Origin of the sequence: Pseudomonas sp. PDM19 (genome assembly GCF_014852215.1) — a bacterium.
Taxonomy (GTDB): domain Bacteria; phylum Pseudomonadota; class Gammaproteobacteria; order Pseudomonadales; family Pseudomonadaceae; genus Pseudomonas.
The window spans coordinates 1,289,200-1,305,558 of sequence record NZ_JACVBG010000003.1 but is presented as its reverse complement, the minus strand read 5'-3'; the positions used below and the strand labels follow the sequence as shown (position 1 = coordinate 1,305,558).

The 16,359-nt window shown below is 65.2% G+C and carries 13 protein-coding genes; 8 read left to right on the top strand and 5 right to left on the bottom strand.

The genetic code is table 11. The annotated features are described in order from the left end of the window. Positions 1-2: 2 nt before the first annotated feature. Positions 3-1,001, top strand: a complete 999-nt coding sequence (locus IB273_RS21950) for a sulfate ABC transporter substrate-binding protein (protein WP_151186440.1) — start codon at positions 3-5, stop codon at positions 999-1,001. A gap of 164 nt (positions 1,002-1,165) precedes the next feature. Here IB273_RS21950 and IB273_RS21945 read toward each other — a convergent pair whose 3' ends face one another. Then, positions 1,166-1,522 (bottom strand): DUF1937 family protein, encoded by a 357-nt coding sequence (locus IB273_RS21945; protein WP_081518089.1) that lies wholly within the window; start codon positions 1,520-1,522, stop codon positions 1,166-1,168. A 67-nt stretch (positions 1,523-1,589) separates the two neighbouring features. Next, positions 1,590-2,822, bottom strand: a complete 1,233-nt coding sequence (eutH, locus tag IB273_RS21940; protein ID WP_192225013.1) for an ethanolamine utilization protein EutH — start codon at positions 2,820-2,822, stop codon at positions 1,590-1,592. A gap of 376 nt (positions 2,823-3,198) precedes the next feature. Here eutH and IB273_RS21935 point away from each other — a divergent pair, with 376 nt between their 5' ends. The 4 genes from IB273_RS21935 (at position 3,199) to IB273_RS21920 (ending at position 8,190) form a co-directional block, all read left to right on the top strand. Then, positions 3,199-3,975, top strand: a complete 777-nt coding sequence (locus tag IB273_RS21935; protein ID WP_081518087.1) for a DeoR/GlpR family DNA-binding transcription regulator — start codon at positions 3,199-3,201, stop codon at positions 3,973-3,975. A gap of 148 nt (positions 3,976-4,123) precedes the next feature. Beyond that, positions 4,124-5,533 carry an NAD(P)/FAD-dependent oxidoreductase gene (locus IB273_RS21930; protein ID WP_192225012.1) on the top strand — a complete coding sequence of 470 codons (1,410 nt, stop codon included), beginning with the start codon at positions 4,124-4,126 and terminating at the stop codon, positions 5,531-5,533. Beyond that, positions 5,520-6,752, top strand: a complete 1,233-nt coding sequence (locus IB273_RS21925) for an NAD(P)/FAD-dependent oxidoreductase (protein ID WP_192225011.1) — start codon at positions 5,520-5,522, stop codon at positions 6,750-6,752. The genes IB273_RS21930 and IB273_RS21925 overlap by 14 nt, the downstream gene beginning before the upstream one ends. Before the next feature lie 22 nt (positions 6,753-6,774). Then, positions 6,775-8,190: an FGGY-family carbohydrate kinase gene (locus IB273_RS21920; protein ID WP_151186438.1), complete on the top strand. Its 1,416-nt coding sequence runs from the start codon at positions 6,775-6,777 to the stop codon at positions 8,188-8,190. Positions 8,191-8,443: 253 nt separating this feature from the next. Here IB273_RS21920 and IB273_RS21915 read toward each other — a convergent pair whose 3' ends face one another. Together IB273_RS21915 and IB273_RS21910 are read right to left on the bottom strand one after the other, a co-directional pair. Continuing rightward, the gene (locus tag IB273_RS21915; RefSeq protein ID WP_151186437.1) at positions 8,444-9,541 is read right to left on the bottom strand and encodes a P1 family peptidase; all 1,098 of its coding nucleotides are present in this window, start codon (positions 9,539-9,541) and stop codon (positions 8,444-8,446) included. A 20-nt stretch (positions 9,542-9,561) separates the two neighbouring features. After that, positions 9,562-10,926, bottom strand: coding sequence for an APC family permease (locus IB273_RS21910; protein ID WP_192225010.1), 1,365 nt, complete (start codon positions 10,924-10,926; stop codon positions 9,562-9,564). 212 nt (positions 10,927-11,138) lie between these two features. Here IB273_RS21910 and IB273_RS21905 point away from each other — a divergent pair, with 212 nt between their 5' ends. The 3 genes from IB273_RS21905 (at position 11,139) to IB273_RS21895 (ending at position 14,231) form a co-directional block, all read left to right on the top strand. Then, positions 11,139-11,942: a helix-turn-helix transcriptional regulator gene (locus IB273_RS21905; protein ID WP_192210361.1), complete on the top strand. Its 804-nt coding sequence runs from the start codon at positions 11,139-11,141 to the stop codon at positions 11,940-11,942. A 171-nt stretch (positions 11,943-12,113) separates the two neighbouring features. Further along, on the top strand, positions 12,114-12,698 hold the full coding sequence (locus IB273_RS21900) for an HD domain-containing protein (RefSeq protein ID WP_081518080.1): 585 nt from the start codon (positions 12,114-12,116) through the stop codon (positions 12,696-12,698). Positions 12,699-12,839: 141 nt separating this feature from the next. After that, on the top strand, positions 12,840-14,231 hold the full coding sequence (locus IB273_RS21895; RefSeq protein ID WP_081518079.1) for an adenylate/guanylate cyclase domain-containing protein: 1,392 nt from the start codon (positions 12,840-12,842) through the stop codon (positions 14,229-14,231). Between the two features lie 463 nt (positions 14,232-14,694). On the opposite strand, the gene IB273_RS21890 is transcribed toward IB273_RS21895, so the two are convergent. Further along, entirely contained in the window at positions 14,695-15,996 is a 1,302-nt protein-coding gene (locus IB273_RS21890; RefSeq protein ID WP_081518078.1) for a dicarboxylate/amino acid:cation symporter, read from the bottom strand. Positions 15,997-16,359: the final 363 nt, after the last annotated feature.

Below are 16,359 nucleotides of genomic sequence, written 5' to 3'. Positions count from 1 at the left end.
TCGTGAAACGTCTGTTCAGCGCCTCGCTGCTGGCCGCCGGCCTCGCCCTGGCCTCCACCGCCCAAGCCGCCCAGCCCCTGCTCAACGTCTCCTACGACGTGATGCGCGACTTCTACAAGGACTACAACGCCGCCTTCCAGAAACACTGGCAGGCCGAGAAGGGCGAGAAGATCACCATCCAGATGTCCCACGGCGGTTCCAGCAAGCAGGCCCGTGCCGTGATCGACGGCCTGCCGGCCGACGTCATCACCATGAACCAGGCCACCGACATCGACGCCCTGGCCGACAACGGCGGCCTGGTGCCCAAGGACTGGGCGACCCGCCTGCCCAACGACAGCGCACCCTTCACCTCCGCCACCGTGTTCATCGTGCGCAAGGGCAACCCCAAGGGCCTGAAGGACTGGAACGACCTGGTGAAGCCGGGCGTGCAGGTCGTGGTGCCGAACCCGAAGACCTCGGGCAATGGCCGCTACACCTACCTCTCCGCCTGGGGCTACGCGCAGAAGCACGGCGCCGATGAAGCCAAGGCCAAGGAATTCGTCGCCCAGCTGTTCAAGAACGTCCCGGTGCTGGATACCGGCGGCCGCGCAGCGACCACCACCTTCATGCAGAACCAGATCGGCGACGTGCTGGTGACCTTCGAGAACGAAGCCGAGATGATCGCCCGCGAATTCGGCCGTGGTGGCTTCGAAGTGGTCTACCCGACCGTCTCCGCCGAAGCCGAGCCGCCGGTGACCGTGGTCGACAAGGTGGTCGACAAGAAAGGCACCCGCGCCGAGGCCGAGGCCTACCTGAAGTACCTGTGGTCCGACGAAGGCCAGACCATCGCCGCGAACAACTACCTGCGCCCGCGCAACCCGGAAGTGCTGGCCAAGTTCTCCGACCGCTTCCCGAAAGTGGACTTCTTCTCCGTGGTGAAGACCTTCGGCGACTGGCGCACCGTGCAGAAGACCCACTTCGCCGACGGCGGCGTGTTCGACCAGATCTACACTCCGAACTGATTCCACACCCGCGAAAATGTGAAAGCCGGAGCTGCCCAGCAGCTCCGGCTTTTTTATGGCTCGGCAATCCCCTGCAGGAACGCGCCGCTTTTTAGAAGGCATTTGGGGCGCGCCCGCGGGCGTGGCCCGCTCCTGCAAGAAGCCACTGGCTCGCTCGCGTCGGCTCAGTGAAACTCGTGCTTCACCTCGCTCCACAGACTGACCCGCAACCCACGTGCCTCGAAGAACTCGATCTCGCGGCGAATACCGGCGCTCTGGTCCCAACCCTCCAGGTCCAGCACCACCAATTCCTCCAGCGCTTCCATGAAGAACGCATCCACCGGCCCCCACATCTTGCCGATGGCCGCCCGGTCCAGTTCCGGCAGGCAGCGATTGATCGGGTGGGACATGGACACCTGGCTGTAGACCGCATGGCCTGACTTGACGATTTCGGCAGCTACCTGATTGCAGGCCGCGAAGCGTTGCTCGACCACTGCGGCGTCCGCATGGCTGTAGGGGCAGGCCAGGAATATCTTGCGCATGAATACCTCTTGCAGAGAAAAACGCCCCGGCCGGCATCACCGGCGCGGGGCTATGGGAAGGGTTGGATCAGGCGGTGCGCAGTGCGCCGTCCTGTTCCTCGGGCTGCGGGTCCTGCAGGGCAAAACGCTCAGCGGCAGGGACCGAGATCTTGATGGCGATGAAGACGGCGAACAGACCACCAAACAACTTGCCGAGCAGGATCGGCAGAATCAGCGTGGGCTGGAAGTTGGCGGTAAAGGCCAGGTGATCGCCGATGGTGGCCTGGGCGCAGACTCCCAGCGCCACGCACAGCACCTTGTCGCGCGCGTTCATGTACTTGAACAGGTGGTAGGTGGCGATGATGTTCGCCAGCACCATGACGAAGGCCGTGGCGCCGATGCGCGTCAGGTTCAGCTGACGGCCGAGCAGCTCCATGGGCTTCCTGCAGTAACGCTGGAACAGGTAGCAGATGGGGAAGGTACCGGCGAGCATGATGCCGATGTAGCCGGCGATCTCGATGGCGCGGATCAGTTCCTTCTCGTCGGCGAACATCGGGTCGAGCCCCCAGCTGCCGAAGACCTTGGCGAATACCCCGGTGAAGTGCTCGACGATGGACAGGGCCAGGGCGATCTTGATGAAGGCATCCATGATCTTGCCGAACACCAGGAACCCCGAAACCATCATGTTGGCGCGGTACTTCAGCCCCGCCGCCAGCAGGAAGCAGAAGACGAACAGCGGCGCCAGCAGCTTGAGCATGCCGATGAAGTCCAGCGCCAGATAATGCGTGGCCGGCGAAGAGGTGGAGACCAGCTCGCGGACCGGCAGCTCGCCCAGGGTGATCAGCAGCAGCGCCGCCAGCACCGCGAAGGGAATGCTGATCAGCCCGGCCATCGCTCCCAGCGCCAGGTACTTGTGATCCTTGCGCTCGAGCATCGTCAATCCGACCGGGATGAGATAGACGATGGTGGCGCCCGAGGTGTAGCCCACCAGCATCGCCGTGATCCACATGTCGCGATTGGCCGTCAGGGCATCAGCCAACTGATAACCGCCCATGTCGACCGCGATGATCGATAGCGCCGCAATGGATACGTCCGAGCCCATGGCGTGGAAGAACGGCCCCAGCACATGGGAAATCAGCTTCGACAGGTAAGGGATCGCCACCATGATCCCGGCCTGGGCCAGGAACACCGGGCCAATGGAGTGAATGCCATTGACGAATTCGCGCCCCAGCCCGCTGTCGGGCCGCAGTATCGATGCCAGCGCGCCGATGACGGCCCCCAGCATGATCAGATAGATCACGTAATTTCCGAACTCGGCCATCTGCCGTGCACTCCCCTCATCGAGTCTTGTAATGGACGCGTTCAGCGTCGCTGCTTGCCGACCAGTCAGGCGAATGGTCGTTCTGGCTGTGGTTGCTTCGAATGCTCTCTCGCACGCAGCGTGCCAACGCTTGGTTTTAATGTTGATTTGAGGTTTTAAACTGCCTAAATTAATGGAAAAACCACAGCCAGCGACTTCCGTGTCTGAGCAGGGAAAAGCCTTACAGAGCTGTGGGAGATTTTTTCCAAACGTACAGAAGACATGTCTTGCACACCCCACCTGGTGCAAAGCGCGGCTGGCCCGGCGCCCCAATGGTGTGCCTTGGTAACAGTCACGGCCCCAGTGGGTGGCAAGACAATGATCCGGAGAACGGCGCATGCGCCCCAATGAAAGACGGCAACAGATTCTCGAACTGCTCCGCCAACGCGAACGCGTGTCGGTGGATGAACTGGCGCACCTGCTCGCCACATCCCAGGAAACCATTCGCCGCGACCTCGCCGAACTCGCCGCCGGTGGCCACGTCACCAAGTTCCATGGCGGCGCCTCGCTGCCTCCCAGTGGCGAGCACGAGAACGCCTTCCAGACCCGACTGAACGAGCATGCCCAGGAAAAGCGCGCGGTGGCGCGCTACACGGCCGGCCTGTTCGCTCCCGGCGACAGCATCTTCGTCGATACCGGCACCACCACACTGCTGCTGGGGAGGGAACTGGCGCGGCTCAATCGCCTGACGGTCATCACCAACTCGCTGCTGATCGCCAACGAGGCGGCGGCGTCCGGCAATCGGGTGTTCATGATCGGCGGCGAATTCCGCAGCGAATCGCAGCAGAACGTCGGCGCCCTGGCGCTGGAGCAGATCAGCCGGTTCAACGCCGAGCACGCGGTGATCACCATCGGCGCCCTGGACTGTGACGGCGCCATGGACTTCTCCATCGAGGAGGCCGAAGTGGCGCGCGCCATGATTGCCCAGGTGCGTACCCTGACGGTGATTGCCGACTCCTCGAAAATGGGACGTCGCGCACTGTTCAAGGTGTTTCCCCTGAACCGGATCGACCGCCTGGTAGTGGACCGCTCGCCGACTGGCGCGCTGCTCGAAGCCTTGCAGGAAGCGGGTGTCGAGATCCACGTGCCGCCCGTTCGCAACCCGATCAGCTGAGCGGTGCCTGAGGCGAAGGGAATGATCGGCTGTTGACTGAGTTGAAATTAAAAGCCACATTAAAACAACATAATCTCAACACAATTCCGCTAATACGGTAACAAAACCTCCTAAAATGGGAGTGTTACCACAGGAAACAGTCAATAAAATGACCGATCATACCGCGAAGGCCGAAACGGCCTTCGACATCGCCGTCATAGGTGGCGGTGTAGTGGGCTGCGCCATGGCGCGCCGCTTCACCCTCGAGGGTGCGCGAGTGGTGCTGCTGGAGCGTGGCGCCGATATCCTCTCAGGGGCCAGCAAGGGCAACAGCGCGATCCTCCACACCGGCTTCGATGCGCCGCCGGGCAGCGTCGAACTGGCCTGCATGCAGGAGGGTTACCAAGAGTACCTGGAGATTCACCGCAAGATGAATCTGCCCCTGCTGGAAACCGGAGCCCTGGTGGTGGCCTGGAGCGAAGAAGACCTCGCCCGGCTCGACGGCATAGTCGCCCAGGCCCACGCCAATGGCGTCATGGACACGGTCAGGGTCGACGGCAGGGAACTGCTCACCTATGAACCCGCGCTGGCGCGCAGCGCGCTGGCTGCCGTGCGGGTTCCCGGCGAACACCTCATCGACCCCTGGTCCGCACCGCTGGCCTACCTGCGCCAAGCCGTGTTGCATGGCGCCGAGGTTCGCCTGGGCACGGAAATCCTCGGCGGCGAGTTCGATGGCGAGTGCTGGTCCCTGCGTTCGGCCGACAGCACGCTGAAGGCCCGCACCGTGATCAACTGCGCCGGCCTGTTCGGTGATGTACTCGAAGAGCGCCTGCTGGGCGAGGCAGCCTTCCGCATCCATCCCCGCAAGGGTCAGTTCGTGGTGTACGACAAGGCGGCCTCAAGCCTGATCAATCACATCATCCTGCCGGTGCCCAACGAGCGCACCAAAGGCATCGTGTTCACCCGCACCATCTTCGGCAACCTGCTGGTCGGGCCGACCGCCGAGGAGCAGGACGATCGCGTACACGCTGGCCTGGAAACGCCAACCCTGCAACACCTGATGGAGGCCGCCGAGCAGCGCATTCCCGGTCTCGTCGGCATGCCGGTCACCGCGACCTACGCCGGGCTGCGCCCCGCCAGCGACAAGAAGGAGTACCGCATTCGTGATCTGCCCGAGCGCCACTGGATCACCGTCGGCGGCATTCGCTCCACCGGCCTCACGGCGGCGCTGGGTATCGCCCGGCATGTCCATCGACTCTATGCCCAGCGGCAAACCCATGTACCGCCGGGCGACCTCCAGTGGCCGCAGCTGCCCAACCTCGCCGAACACCTGCCGCGCGACTGGCAGCGAGCCGGCTATGGGGAAATTGTCTGCCACTGCGAAATGGTCACCGAACGGGAGATCCGCGAGGCGCTCGACGCCCCGCTGCCTCCGGGAGACTTCGGCGGACTGAAACGGCGCACCCGTGCCTGCATGGGGCGTTGCCAGGGCTTCTACTGCGGCGCGCGGGTTGCCGAACTGAGCGCGGGCCGACTGGCCCTGCCACTTGCCACCGGGGCCTGCCATGAACCGCACTGAGACCACCGACGTCGCCATCATCGGCTCCGGCCCGGCGGGCCTGGCTGCCGCCATCGAACTCAAGCGCCTGGGTGTTGCCCGGGTCATGGTACTGGAGCGCGAGAGCGAAGCCGGCGGCATTCCACGCCACTGCGCTCATCCGCCCTTCGGTTTTCGCGAATATGGCCGGTTGCTGACCGGCCCCGCCTATGCCCGTTTCAATGCCGAGACCGCCCGAAATGCCGGAGTGGACATCCGCCTGCGCCACAGCGTCGTCAGCCTGGGGCTGCTGGGGCATCTGGAAGTCGCCACCCCGGAGGGCCCGCTGAAGGTGGAGGCCAGGCGCGTCCTGCTGGCCACCGGCGCGCGGGAGACGCCCCGCTCGGCACGCCTGGTCGGCGGTGACCGCCCCTTGGGCGTGATCAATACCGGCGCCCTGCAATCCTACCTCTACCTGCAAGGGCTCAAGCCTTTCGAACGCCCGCTGATCGTCGGCACCGAACTGGTCAGCCTGTCATCGGTCCTCAGCTGCCGGCGCGCCGGCATCCGTCCGGTGGCGATGATCGAGGAACGTGACCGCGCCACCGCACGCTGGCCGCTGGGCCTGTTCCCGAAACTCTGCGGCGTGCCGATGCACTTCGGCTGCGAGCTGCTGGACATCCAGGGAGCCGGCCGCGTGGAGTCCGCGCGGGTACGGCAGGCCGACGGCAGTATCCGCGAGATCGAATGCGATGGCGTGCTGCTGACCGGGCGCTTCACCCCGGAGTCCAGCCTGGTGCGCCTGAGCCACCTGCACCTGGACCCGGCCAGCGGCGGCCCGAGCATCGACCAGTTCGGGCGCTGCTCCGACACCAGCTACTTCGCCGCCGGCAACCTGCTGCGCCCTATCGAGACGGCTGGCTGGTCGTATCGCGAAGGCAAGCGGCTTGCCGGGCTGATTGCCGAAGATATCCAGCGGTCGCTACCGGCTCCCGGCGACTTCATTACCGTGAAGTGCTCGGCGCCCCTGAAGCTCTGCGTGCCGCAGCGCCTGGTACCCAGCGACAAGGTCGGCCTGCAGCAGTTGCAATTGCGCGTGGACCAGGCCGTCAGCGGCGAGCTGCAGGTCTGCCTGGATGGCCGCGAGATCTGGCGCCGCCGGACCTCCTGCCTGCCGGAGCGACGCCTGCTGATCCCGCTGGGCGAGCTTCCGCTGAGCGCGAGCGCCCAGCGCCTCGACATCGCCTTCCTGCCACGCTGAACATCGTCCAAGAGAGCACGCCATGCGCATTGCAGCACTCGACCAGGGAACCACCAGTACCCGCGTTCTGGTCACCGGCCAGGATGGCTCGGCCGACATTCATCTGGCCTTGCGGCATCGGCAGCACCACCCGCAGTCCGGCTGGGTCGAGCACGACCCGCTGGAGCTGCTGGCCAATCTGCAGAGCTGTCTGGAGGCTGCAGGCCCGATCGACGCCATCGGCCTGGCCAACCAGGGCGAAAGCTGCATGGCCTGGGATGCTCGCAGCGGTGAGCCGCTTTCGCCCCTGATCGTCTGGCAGGACAACCGCACCACCGGGCGCATCGAGGAGCTGCGCGCCCAGGGCGGCGAAGCACTGACGCTGGAGCGGGCAGGCCTGCCGCTGGACGCCTACTTCTCGGCCAGCAAGCTGGCCTGGATCATCGAGCATCTGCCCGCCGCGCGTGACGCGCTGGCGACAGGGCGACTGCGCCTGGGCACCAGCGATGCCTGGTTCCTCGACCGCCTGACCGGGGTTTACGCCACGGACGTCACCACTGCTTCACGCACCTCGCTGATGAATCTCTCCAGCGGGCAATGGGACCCGGACTTGTGCGCCCTGTTCGGCGTGCCGATCGAGGCGCTGCCGGAAATCCGCGATACCGTCGGGTACTTCGGCGACATCGGTGTGACGCCGGTGACCGCCTCGGTGGTCGACCAGCAAGCGTCCCTTTACGGGCATGGCTGCCGCCAGCCCGGCGATGCCAAGATCACCTTCGGCACCGGCGCCTTCGCTCTGACGCTCAGCGGCGACCGCATCATTCGTTCGCCGGAAAACGGCCTGCTCGCCACCATCGCCTGGCAGCTCGACGGCAAACCCGTCTATGCCATGGATGGCGGCGTGTACGACGCCAGCGCCGCCGTCGAGTGGGCCGGGCGGCTGGGGTTGTTCAGCGATGTCTCCGAGCTCGCCGGATTCGACCAGCCGGCAGCCATCAGTCGCGGGCTGGCGTTTGTCCCTGCGTTGTCCGGGCTCGCCTGTCCGCACTGGGACCGCAGCGCCGGAGCACTCTGGCTGGGCATGAACGCCGCCACCACCCGCGAGGACATGTGCCAGGCACTGCTGGAGGGCGTCGCCCTGCGCAGCGCGGAGGTGATCCGCTCGATGGATGGTTTCCTGACCGTCACCGACCGCCTCTCCATCGACGGCGGCCTGGCCCGGAGTCCCTACTTCGCACAGTTCCTCGCCGATATTCTGCAGCGCCACATCACCACGCAACGCTTCGACGAGCTCACCGCGTTCGGCTGTGCTGCGCTGGCGGCGCGCGGCCTGGGCGTTGAGCTGAAAGCTCCGCGCAACACCTGCACCGAGTTCCGCCCGAAGATCGACAAGGCGACCGCGGAGCAATGGCAGGCGCGCTTCAGCGATGCCATCGGCCGTAGCCGCGGTTGGCGCTGACGGCGCGAAAATGAAAGCCGGAGCTGCCCAGCAGCTCCGGCTTTTTTCATGGCACGGCATTCCCCTGCAGGAGCGCGCCATGCGCGCGATCGCGCCCCTGCATTTCTAATAAGCGGCCCGCTCCTACAGGGATGCTCGCCGCCAACTGTTTTTCGTAGGAGCGAGCTTGCTCGCGAACCCGCCCAGCTCTGGATCTGCCGGAAAATCCGTTCGCGAGCAAGCTCGCTCCTACACATCCTGCAAATACGTCACGTCATCCCTTCCAACCGACCTCGCGCAACGCTGCCAGCAGGCGCTCCCCACTCAACGCCGGCACCAGCACGCCGTCATCGGTGCGCATGTCCTTGCCGGCCAGCAGCACGTTGACGATGGCTTCCTCCACTGCCTCGGCGGCGGCGGAGAACAGCGGCGAGATGTGGTCGTTGTTGAGCATTTCCAGCGCCGTGGCGAAAGGCAGGTCCTTGCGCCCATAGTCTGCCGGCGGCAGGTCGCGGTTGCCGGTGGCGAAGGCCAGGAAGATGTCGCCGCTGGAGTCGTCGGTGCCGCCCCCCGTGCGGGCGATCCCCAGCGAAGCACGCTGCGCCAGGCGCTGGCACTGGTGCGGCAACAGCGGCGCGTCAGTGGCGAGGATCACCACGATGGAGCCCATGCCCGGCGTGCCCTGCTCGGCGAAGGGTGACGGCAGGTCACCCAGCTGGCGGCCGACCGGGTAACCATCCACCCGCAACTCGCGACGCTGGCCATGGTTGGCCTGTACCAGCGCGCCCACGGTCCAGCCGCCCTGCTCCATCGGCAGCTTGCGCGAGGAGGTGCCAATGCCGCCCTTGAACTCGTGGCAGATCATCCCCGTGCCGCCGCCCACCGGCCCCTCCCGCACCGGACCGGATTCAGCCGCGGCCAGCGCCTCGCGCACCTGTTCGGCGCCGATGTGCTGGCCCCAGATGTCGTTGAGCAGCCCGTCGTAGGTTTCCATCACCACCGGCATGCACCAGTAGATGGACGGGTCCGCCAGTTCGGCATGTTCGGCGGCGATCAGCGCATCGCGCACCGTGCCCACGCTGTGGGTGTTGGTGATGGCGATGGGCGTGGTCAGCAGCCCTGCCTCGCGAATCCACTCAAGCCCGGTGGCGTCGCCGTTGCCATTGAGCACATGGCAGCCGGCGAAGCAGGGTTGCTGACGCGCTGCGCCGTCACGGGGTTGCACTACCGTGACACCGGTGCGCACGGCCTTGCCGTCATGCTCGCCGATCAGGGTGCTGTGGCCGACGCGGATGCCGGGAACATCGGTGATAGCGTTGAACTCGCCGGGAGTACCCAGGCCGAGGGTGATGCCGAGTTGACGAGCGCGCATGCTGTCTCCTTGGAGGGGTATCAGAGCTTCTGGAAGGCCGGACTGAGCTTGCCGTAGGTGCTGTAGAGAATCACCGACACGGCCAGTATCCCGACAATGATCATGACGTCCCGCGAAGAGGCGTCCAGTAGCAGGTTGAGCAACAGGTAGCCGGCGCCGACCACCGCCAGCATCGCCGGCAGCGGCCACAGCGGCATGCGGTAAGGGTGTTCACGGTCGCGGCGCAGTACGCGGCTGAACAGCGCGCAGAGCGCCACCACCAGGTAGACCATCACCAGCAGCAGTACGGTGAAGGAGGTCAGCTCCTCCAGGTTCGAGCTGAAGCTCAGCGCCGCCGAGGGCACGCCGAGGAACAGCGTGGCGATCCACGGCGATTCCCAGCGCGGGTGGATGCGGGTGAAGGCGCGGTTCATCAATGGCGTCCACAGCTCGTCGCGGCCGCTGCTGAAGATCACCCGACCGACCTGGATGACGATGGCGACGATGGCGTTGAACACCGAGAGGAAGATGCCGGCGCTGACCAGCCGCGACAGCGTTGCATTGCCGTGGGCGGTGAGCAGGTAGCCGACCGGATCGGGGCTGGCGATCATGTCCTTCAGCGAAGGCGCGCCCAGCAGCAGCGCGGTCAGCGGGACGATCTCGATCGCCACCACCAGCACCAGCGACCAGATCACCGCGCGGTGCACGTTGCGCCCGCCGCACTTCATGTCCTCGGCCAGCAGTACCGCGCCGCCGAAGCCGTTGTAGGAGAACAGCGCGGTGCCCACGGCGCCGATCACCAGCGCCCAGGGCGCAGCGGCCAGTATCCCGCCGTCGATGTGCTGTGGCTGCACCAGCACGCTCACCGGCTGGCTGACGTGGCCGAAGCCGAGCACCACGATCACCAGCAGCGCCGCCACTTCGCAGAGCAGGAACACGCCGGTGATCCAGGCGTTCACGCGGATGTTGAGGATGCCCAGCACGTAGCTGGCGGCGACTATCACCAGGGCGACGGTCTGGGTGTCGAAGCTCGTCCCCAGGGCGTTGTTCAGGTAGGTCGCCGCGCCCGTCGCCAGTACCGGCGGGATGAACAGCAGCGAGACCAGCACGGTAAGGAAGGTGGCGTAGCCGGCGAGGCCACCGAACACGCGCTTGGCGTAGACATACTCGCCGCCAGCGGAGCTGTGCGCGCGGCCGAGTTCGGCATAGCACCAGGCGAACATCAGGGCCAGGAAGCCGGCGAAGACGAAGGCCAGGAAGGCGCCGCTGCCGGCCTGCTGGATGGCGAAGGGAGCGATGACGAAAACGGAGCTGGCGGGGGTGACCGCCGAGACGGTGATGGCGACTACGTCGAGCACGCCCAGGCTGGGCTTGAGCGCGCTCGCTGGCGCAGGGGAAGCGCTCATATCGTTGTTTCCTCGTGTTGTTATTGGTGGCTGAGGCAGGAACGAAAACCTTGTTGCGCCCTCTTGCTCGGGGCGTCAGGTGGCGCTGAGTCTGTGCGTGGCAGGCAAAGCGGCCAATCACCATTTGGGGTTACGCCCCCTTGACGGCGAACCGGTAAAAGGAGGAAACCGTGGGCCGAACCCACGCCGCCTCTTTCGGAGAAACGCCGCCGATGCACACCCTGTTCCGCGAGGTCGGCATGCACGCCAACCTCGGCCGCGCCATCGAGCAGATCGGCCAGCCGCGCTTCTGGAAGCAACTGGTCCTGCTGCTGCACCAGTGGTTGCCGTTCGACAACGCTCTGGCGATGTTCTACCCGGCCAGCGGCACCCCGGTGGCGCTGGAGGAGTACGACGCCGAGCCCACCGCCGGCCCGGCCGCCATGGCCATCTACCTCGACGGCCTGTTCCAGCTCGACCCGTTCTACCAGGCCTGCCGCGAGGGCGTGCCCAGCGGGCTGTACCGGCTGGAGGAAATCTCCCCGGACCAGTTCCGCCAGAGCGAGTACTTCCTCAGCTACTTCCACGACAACGTGCTGGAGGACGAGGTGCAGTTCATCCTCCAGCTTCCCGGCCAGGGCGCGCTGTCGCTGTCACTGGGTATGCGCCAGCTGTTCGATGGCGAGCAGACCGGTCTGCTGGCGATGCTCTGCCCCTGGGTGCTGGCACTGATGCAGCAGCACTGGCAACAGCGCAGCCAGCGCCTGCTGCCGGGCACAACCGACGGTGTGGCGGTGCAGGTGCGCGACGCCCTGAGCCACTTCGGTGCCGGCGTGCTTTCCGAGCGTGAGCTGGAGATCGCCCGGCTGATCCTGCGGGGTTACTCCTCCAAGGCCATGGCCGAGCGCCTGGCGATCTCGCCGGAGACCATCAAGGTCCACCGCCGCCACCTGTACAACAAGCTCGACATCTCCTCGCAGCCGGAGCTGTTCTCGCTGTTCCTGCAGTCGCTGGGGCACGACCCGCAGAATCCCTGAGCGTCGCTTCAGGCCAGAGCAGCCGCCATCCGCGCGGCTGATGCCAAGCCATTCGCGCCCACCGGGACACCCCGCTGGCGCTGCACGGACACTACCGCGTGCCCGTCAGGCTTCTAGACTGGACCCGTGCCATCCAGACACGCCACGACAATCACAAGAGAGCACAGCCTGATGAACGCACGCGCCAACTTCACCCACATGGAAGACGGCAGCGCCGAGGACTGGGCGATCATCGCCAAGGACTTCGGCCAGTACGCCGCGCTTCTGCCCGACCGGATCATGACCCACCTGCGCCTGCTCGACGGCGACTTCGGCGGCTTCCCGGTGGACCGCCTGACCCACTCGCTGCAGACCGCCACCCTGGCCCACCGCGACGGTCGCGACGAGGAGTACGTGGTCTGCGCCCTGCTCCACGATATCGGCGACACGCTCGGTTCGTTCAACCACGCCGACATCGCCGCGGCCATCCTCAAGCCGTTCGTCAGCGAGGCCAACCTGTGGATGATCGAGAAGCACGCGATCTTCCAGGGTTACTACTTCTTCCATCACCTGGGCCTGGACCGGCACCTGCGCGAGCAGTTCAAGGACCACCCGCAGTTCGAGCAGACCATCGAATTCTGCGCGCGCTACGACGCCGCCGCCTTCGATCCGGACGGCGAAGTGCTGCCCCTGGAGTTCTTCGAACCCATGCTGCGCCGGGTCTTCGCCCAGCCCCGCCGCTCGATCTACCAGAAGCCCGACGGCACGATGGCCTGAGGGTCCCGTGGTGACCGGCGGTCCGCGACGAAGAGTGGCGAACCGCCGCTGGCCCGGGGGCTGCGCATGGAATAAGATTCCTCCCAAAATCAGACGCGCAATTGGCCACGAGCCTACGCGCACCAGGGAAGTTTCTTGCGCATGAAGCCTAACGTTCTCGAGCGTTCCAGCAGTCCGCTCACCCCCGCCCCTCTGCGCGAATACCATTCCCGCGTGCTGGCGTATATCGCCGTCGCCGCGACCATCACCGCCGGCACCTTCGCCAGGTACTTCGGCTACGAGATCCTCTGGATGATCCCGTACGCCCTGCTCTACCCGCACCTCGCCCAGCAGGTCAGCCGCCGCTTCAAGCGTGACAACCCGCAACGCACCCGCCTGGTACTGCTGTTCATCGACGCCCTGCACGCCGGCATCGCCACCACGCTGCTGGGCTTCTCCGAAGTACCCAGCCTGATGCTGGTGCTGATCCTCGCCTTCTCCGCGCTGATCATCGGCGGCCTGCGTTCCCTGGGCCTGGCACTGCTGGTGGCGCTGAGCGCCGCGGTCCTCAGCGCCGCGCTGATCGCCCCGGCCTACAAGGGCCAGACGCCGAGCATCGTCGCGCTGGTCAGCGTGCTGTTCTCCACCCTGTACATCTGCATCACCGCCTTCTTCGTGCACCAGCAGGGCCTGCGCCTGGCCCAGGCCCGCTCGGACATCACCCTGGAGCAGGAAAAGGCCGCGCGCCTGGCCAGCAACCTGGCCAAGTACCTGTCGCCACAGGTGTGGGAATCGATCTTCAGCGGCAAGCGCACGGTGCGCCTGGAGACCCAGCGCAAGAAGCTCACGGTGTTCTTCTCCGACATCAAGGGCTTCACCGAGCTGTCCGAAGAGCTCGAAGCCGAAGCCCTTACCGACATGCTCAACAACTACCTCAACGAGATGTCGAAGATCGCCCTGAAGTACGGCGGCACCATCGACAAGTTCGTCGGCGACTGCGTGATGGTGTTCTTCGGCGACCCGGCCACCCAGGGCGCGAAGAAAGACGCCGTGGCCGCCGTGTCCATGGCCGTGGCCATGCGCAAGCACATGAAGGTCATGCGCCAGCAGTGGCGCGCCCAGGGCATCACCAAGCCGCTGGAAGTGCGCATGGGCCTGAACACCGGCTACTGCACCGTGGGTAACTTCGGCGCTGACACGCGCATGGACTACACCATCATCGGCCGCGAAGTGAACCTCGCCAGCCGCCTGGAAAGCGCCGCCGAAGCCGGCGAGATCCTCATCAGCCACGAGACCTACTCGCTGGTCAAGGACGTGCTGATGTGCCGCGACAAGGGCCAGATCGCCGTGAAGGGCTTCAGCAAGCCGGTGCAGATCTACCAGGTGGTCGACTTCCGCCGCGACCTGGGCTCCAACCCCAGCTTCGTCGAGCACGAGGTGCCGGGGTTCTCCATGTACCTGGACACCAACAACGTGCAGAACTACGACAAGGAACGAGTCATCCAGGCGCTGCAGCAGGCGGCGGAGAAGCTCAAGGACAAGATCATTCTTTGATCGTCCCGATTTCCTCGCCGGCAGCTCGAATTCGCAGAATTGTTCTCCCTTCGCTGACGCCTCCCCTAACGCGGACGGAGACCGCTCCTGCGCTCACCGGGTGCCATCTGCCGTCCGGCAAGGCTGACGCCTTGCGTCGCGGGCATGGCTCGCTCCTACACCACACCGGATAGCCCCACGCCAGCCCCCCCTGCAGGAGCGGGCCATGCCCGCGATCGGTCGCCTGGCGACGGCCATCCCAACCACAACTGCTGGGCCATGCGCGCCGCCGTGGCCTTGCTTGCGAACCCGCCCCACTCCGCAATTGCCGGGAAAGGCTTCGCGAGCAAGAGCTGGCGCCCCCTCGCTCCTACGAAGAGCCGCCGTCTTTCACCCGCCCATAAAAAAGCCCGCTCAATCGAGCGGGCTGGAAAGGCTCCGGCGCTTCACGTTCACCGGGCCGAATTGCTCGTTGAGGAACTCGTCAGGAGGGCTGAAGCTCCGCGGAGTTGCCCGGGCCGGCGGCCAGTTCGGTGGACAGGGTCTTCTCGTCCAGCTGCTTGCACCACTTGGCGACCACGATGGTGGCCACGCCGTTGCCGACCAGGTTGGTCAGGGCGCGGGCCTCGGACATGAAGCGGTCGATACCCAGGATCAGCGCCAGGCCGGCAACCGGCAGGTGGCCGACGGCGGACAGGGTGGCGGCCAGCACGATGAAGCCCGAACCGGTGACGCCGGCAGCGCCCTTGGAGGCGATCAGCAGCACGACCAGCAGGGTCAGCTGGTGGGTGATGTCCATCGGGGTATCGGTGGCCTGGGCGATGAACACCGCAGCCATGGTCAGGTAGATCGAGGTGCCGTCCAGGTTGAACGAGTAGCCAGTGGGGATCACCAGGCCGACGACGCTCTTGTCGGCGCCCAGCTTCTCCATCTTGGCGATCATGCGCGGCAGGGCCGATTCGGAGGACGAGGTGCCCAGCACGATCAGCAGTTCTTCGCGGATGTAGGAGATGAAGCGCAGGATGCTGAAGCCGTGGGCGCGGGCGATGCCACCCAGCACGATCAGCACGAACAGCAGGCAGGTGATGTAGAAGCACAGCATCAGCTGGCCCAGCTGCACCAGCGAGCCGAGGCCATAGGCGCCAATGGTGAAGGCCATGGCACCGAAGGCACCGATGGGAGCGACCTTCATGATCACGTTGATGATGTTGAACATCACGTGGGTGATGCGATCGATGAACTCGAACACCGGCTTGCCGTAGTCACCCAGGCGGTGCAGCGCGTAGCCGAACAGCACGGAGAAGAACAGCACCTGGAGGATGTCACCGTTGGCGAAGGCGCCGACCACGGTGCTGGGGATGACGTTCATGAAGAAGTCGATGGTGCTCTGCTTCTCGCCCGAAGCGATGAAGCCGGTGAGCGCCGCGTTCTTGTTCATTTCGGCGGTCAGCGTGGCGACGTCGGCGTGCATGCCGGCACCCGGCTGGACGACGTTGACCACGACCAGGCCGATGATCAGCGCGACGGTGGAAACGATTTCGAAGTACAGCAGCGCCATACCGCCCGTCTTGCCCACGGCCTTCATGCTCTGCATGCCGGCGATGCCGGTAACCACGGTGCAGAAGATGATCGGCGCGATGGCCATCTTGATCAGTTTGACGAAGCCATCGCCCAGCGGCTTCATCAGTTTGGCGGTGTCGGGGTAGAAGTGGCCGAGTGCGATACCGATGGCGATGGCGATCAGTACCTGCACGTACAGGCTTTTGTAGAAGGGTTGCTTGGTCATGGCAGCTCTGTCCTCACGGGCGAGTGCTCCCTGGGAGGAAACACAAGACCGAACGCGTTATCTCCCTGCAATGGGAGAATTTGTTTTCAGGGCATGCCAGAAGGCAGGCCTTGATCGCATATGGCAAGTGCTGTGCCAGACCTTTAAAAAATATGTAATCCCTTTAAATTCAATAGCTTCCGTAAAAAGTCGCGGCACGGAAGGCCTCAGAAATGGCGGAAACCCGCCTCCGTACTGGCGGGTTTCCCGCCCTCTGGCGGGTATCCGCCACGGCCTTCGTACCGTAGATTGTAGAACTCCGATCAGGTTCGATCGGGTTAACCGCGCGGCTGTTGGACGTGCGGCCAGAACAACAAGGACCGC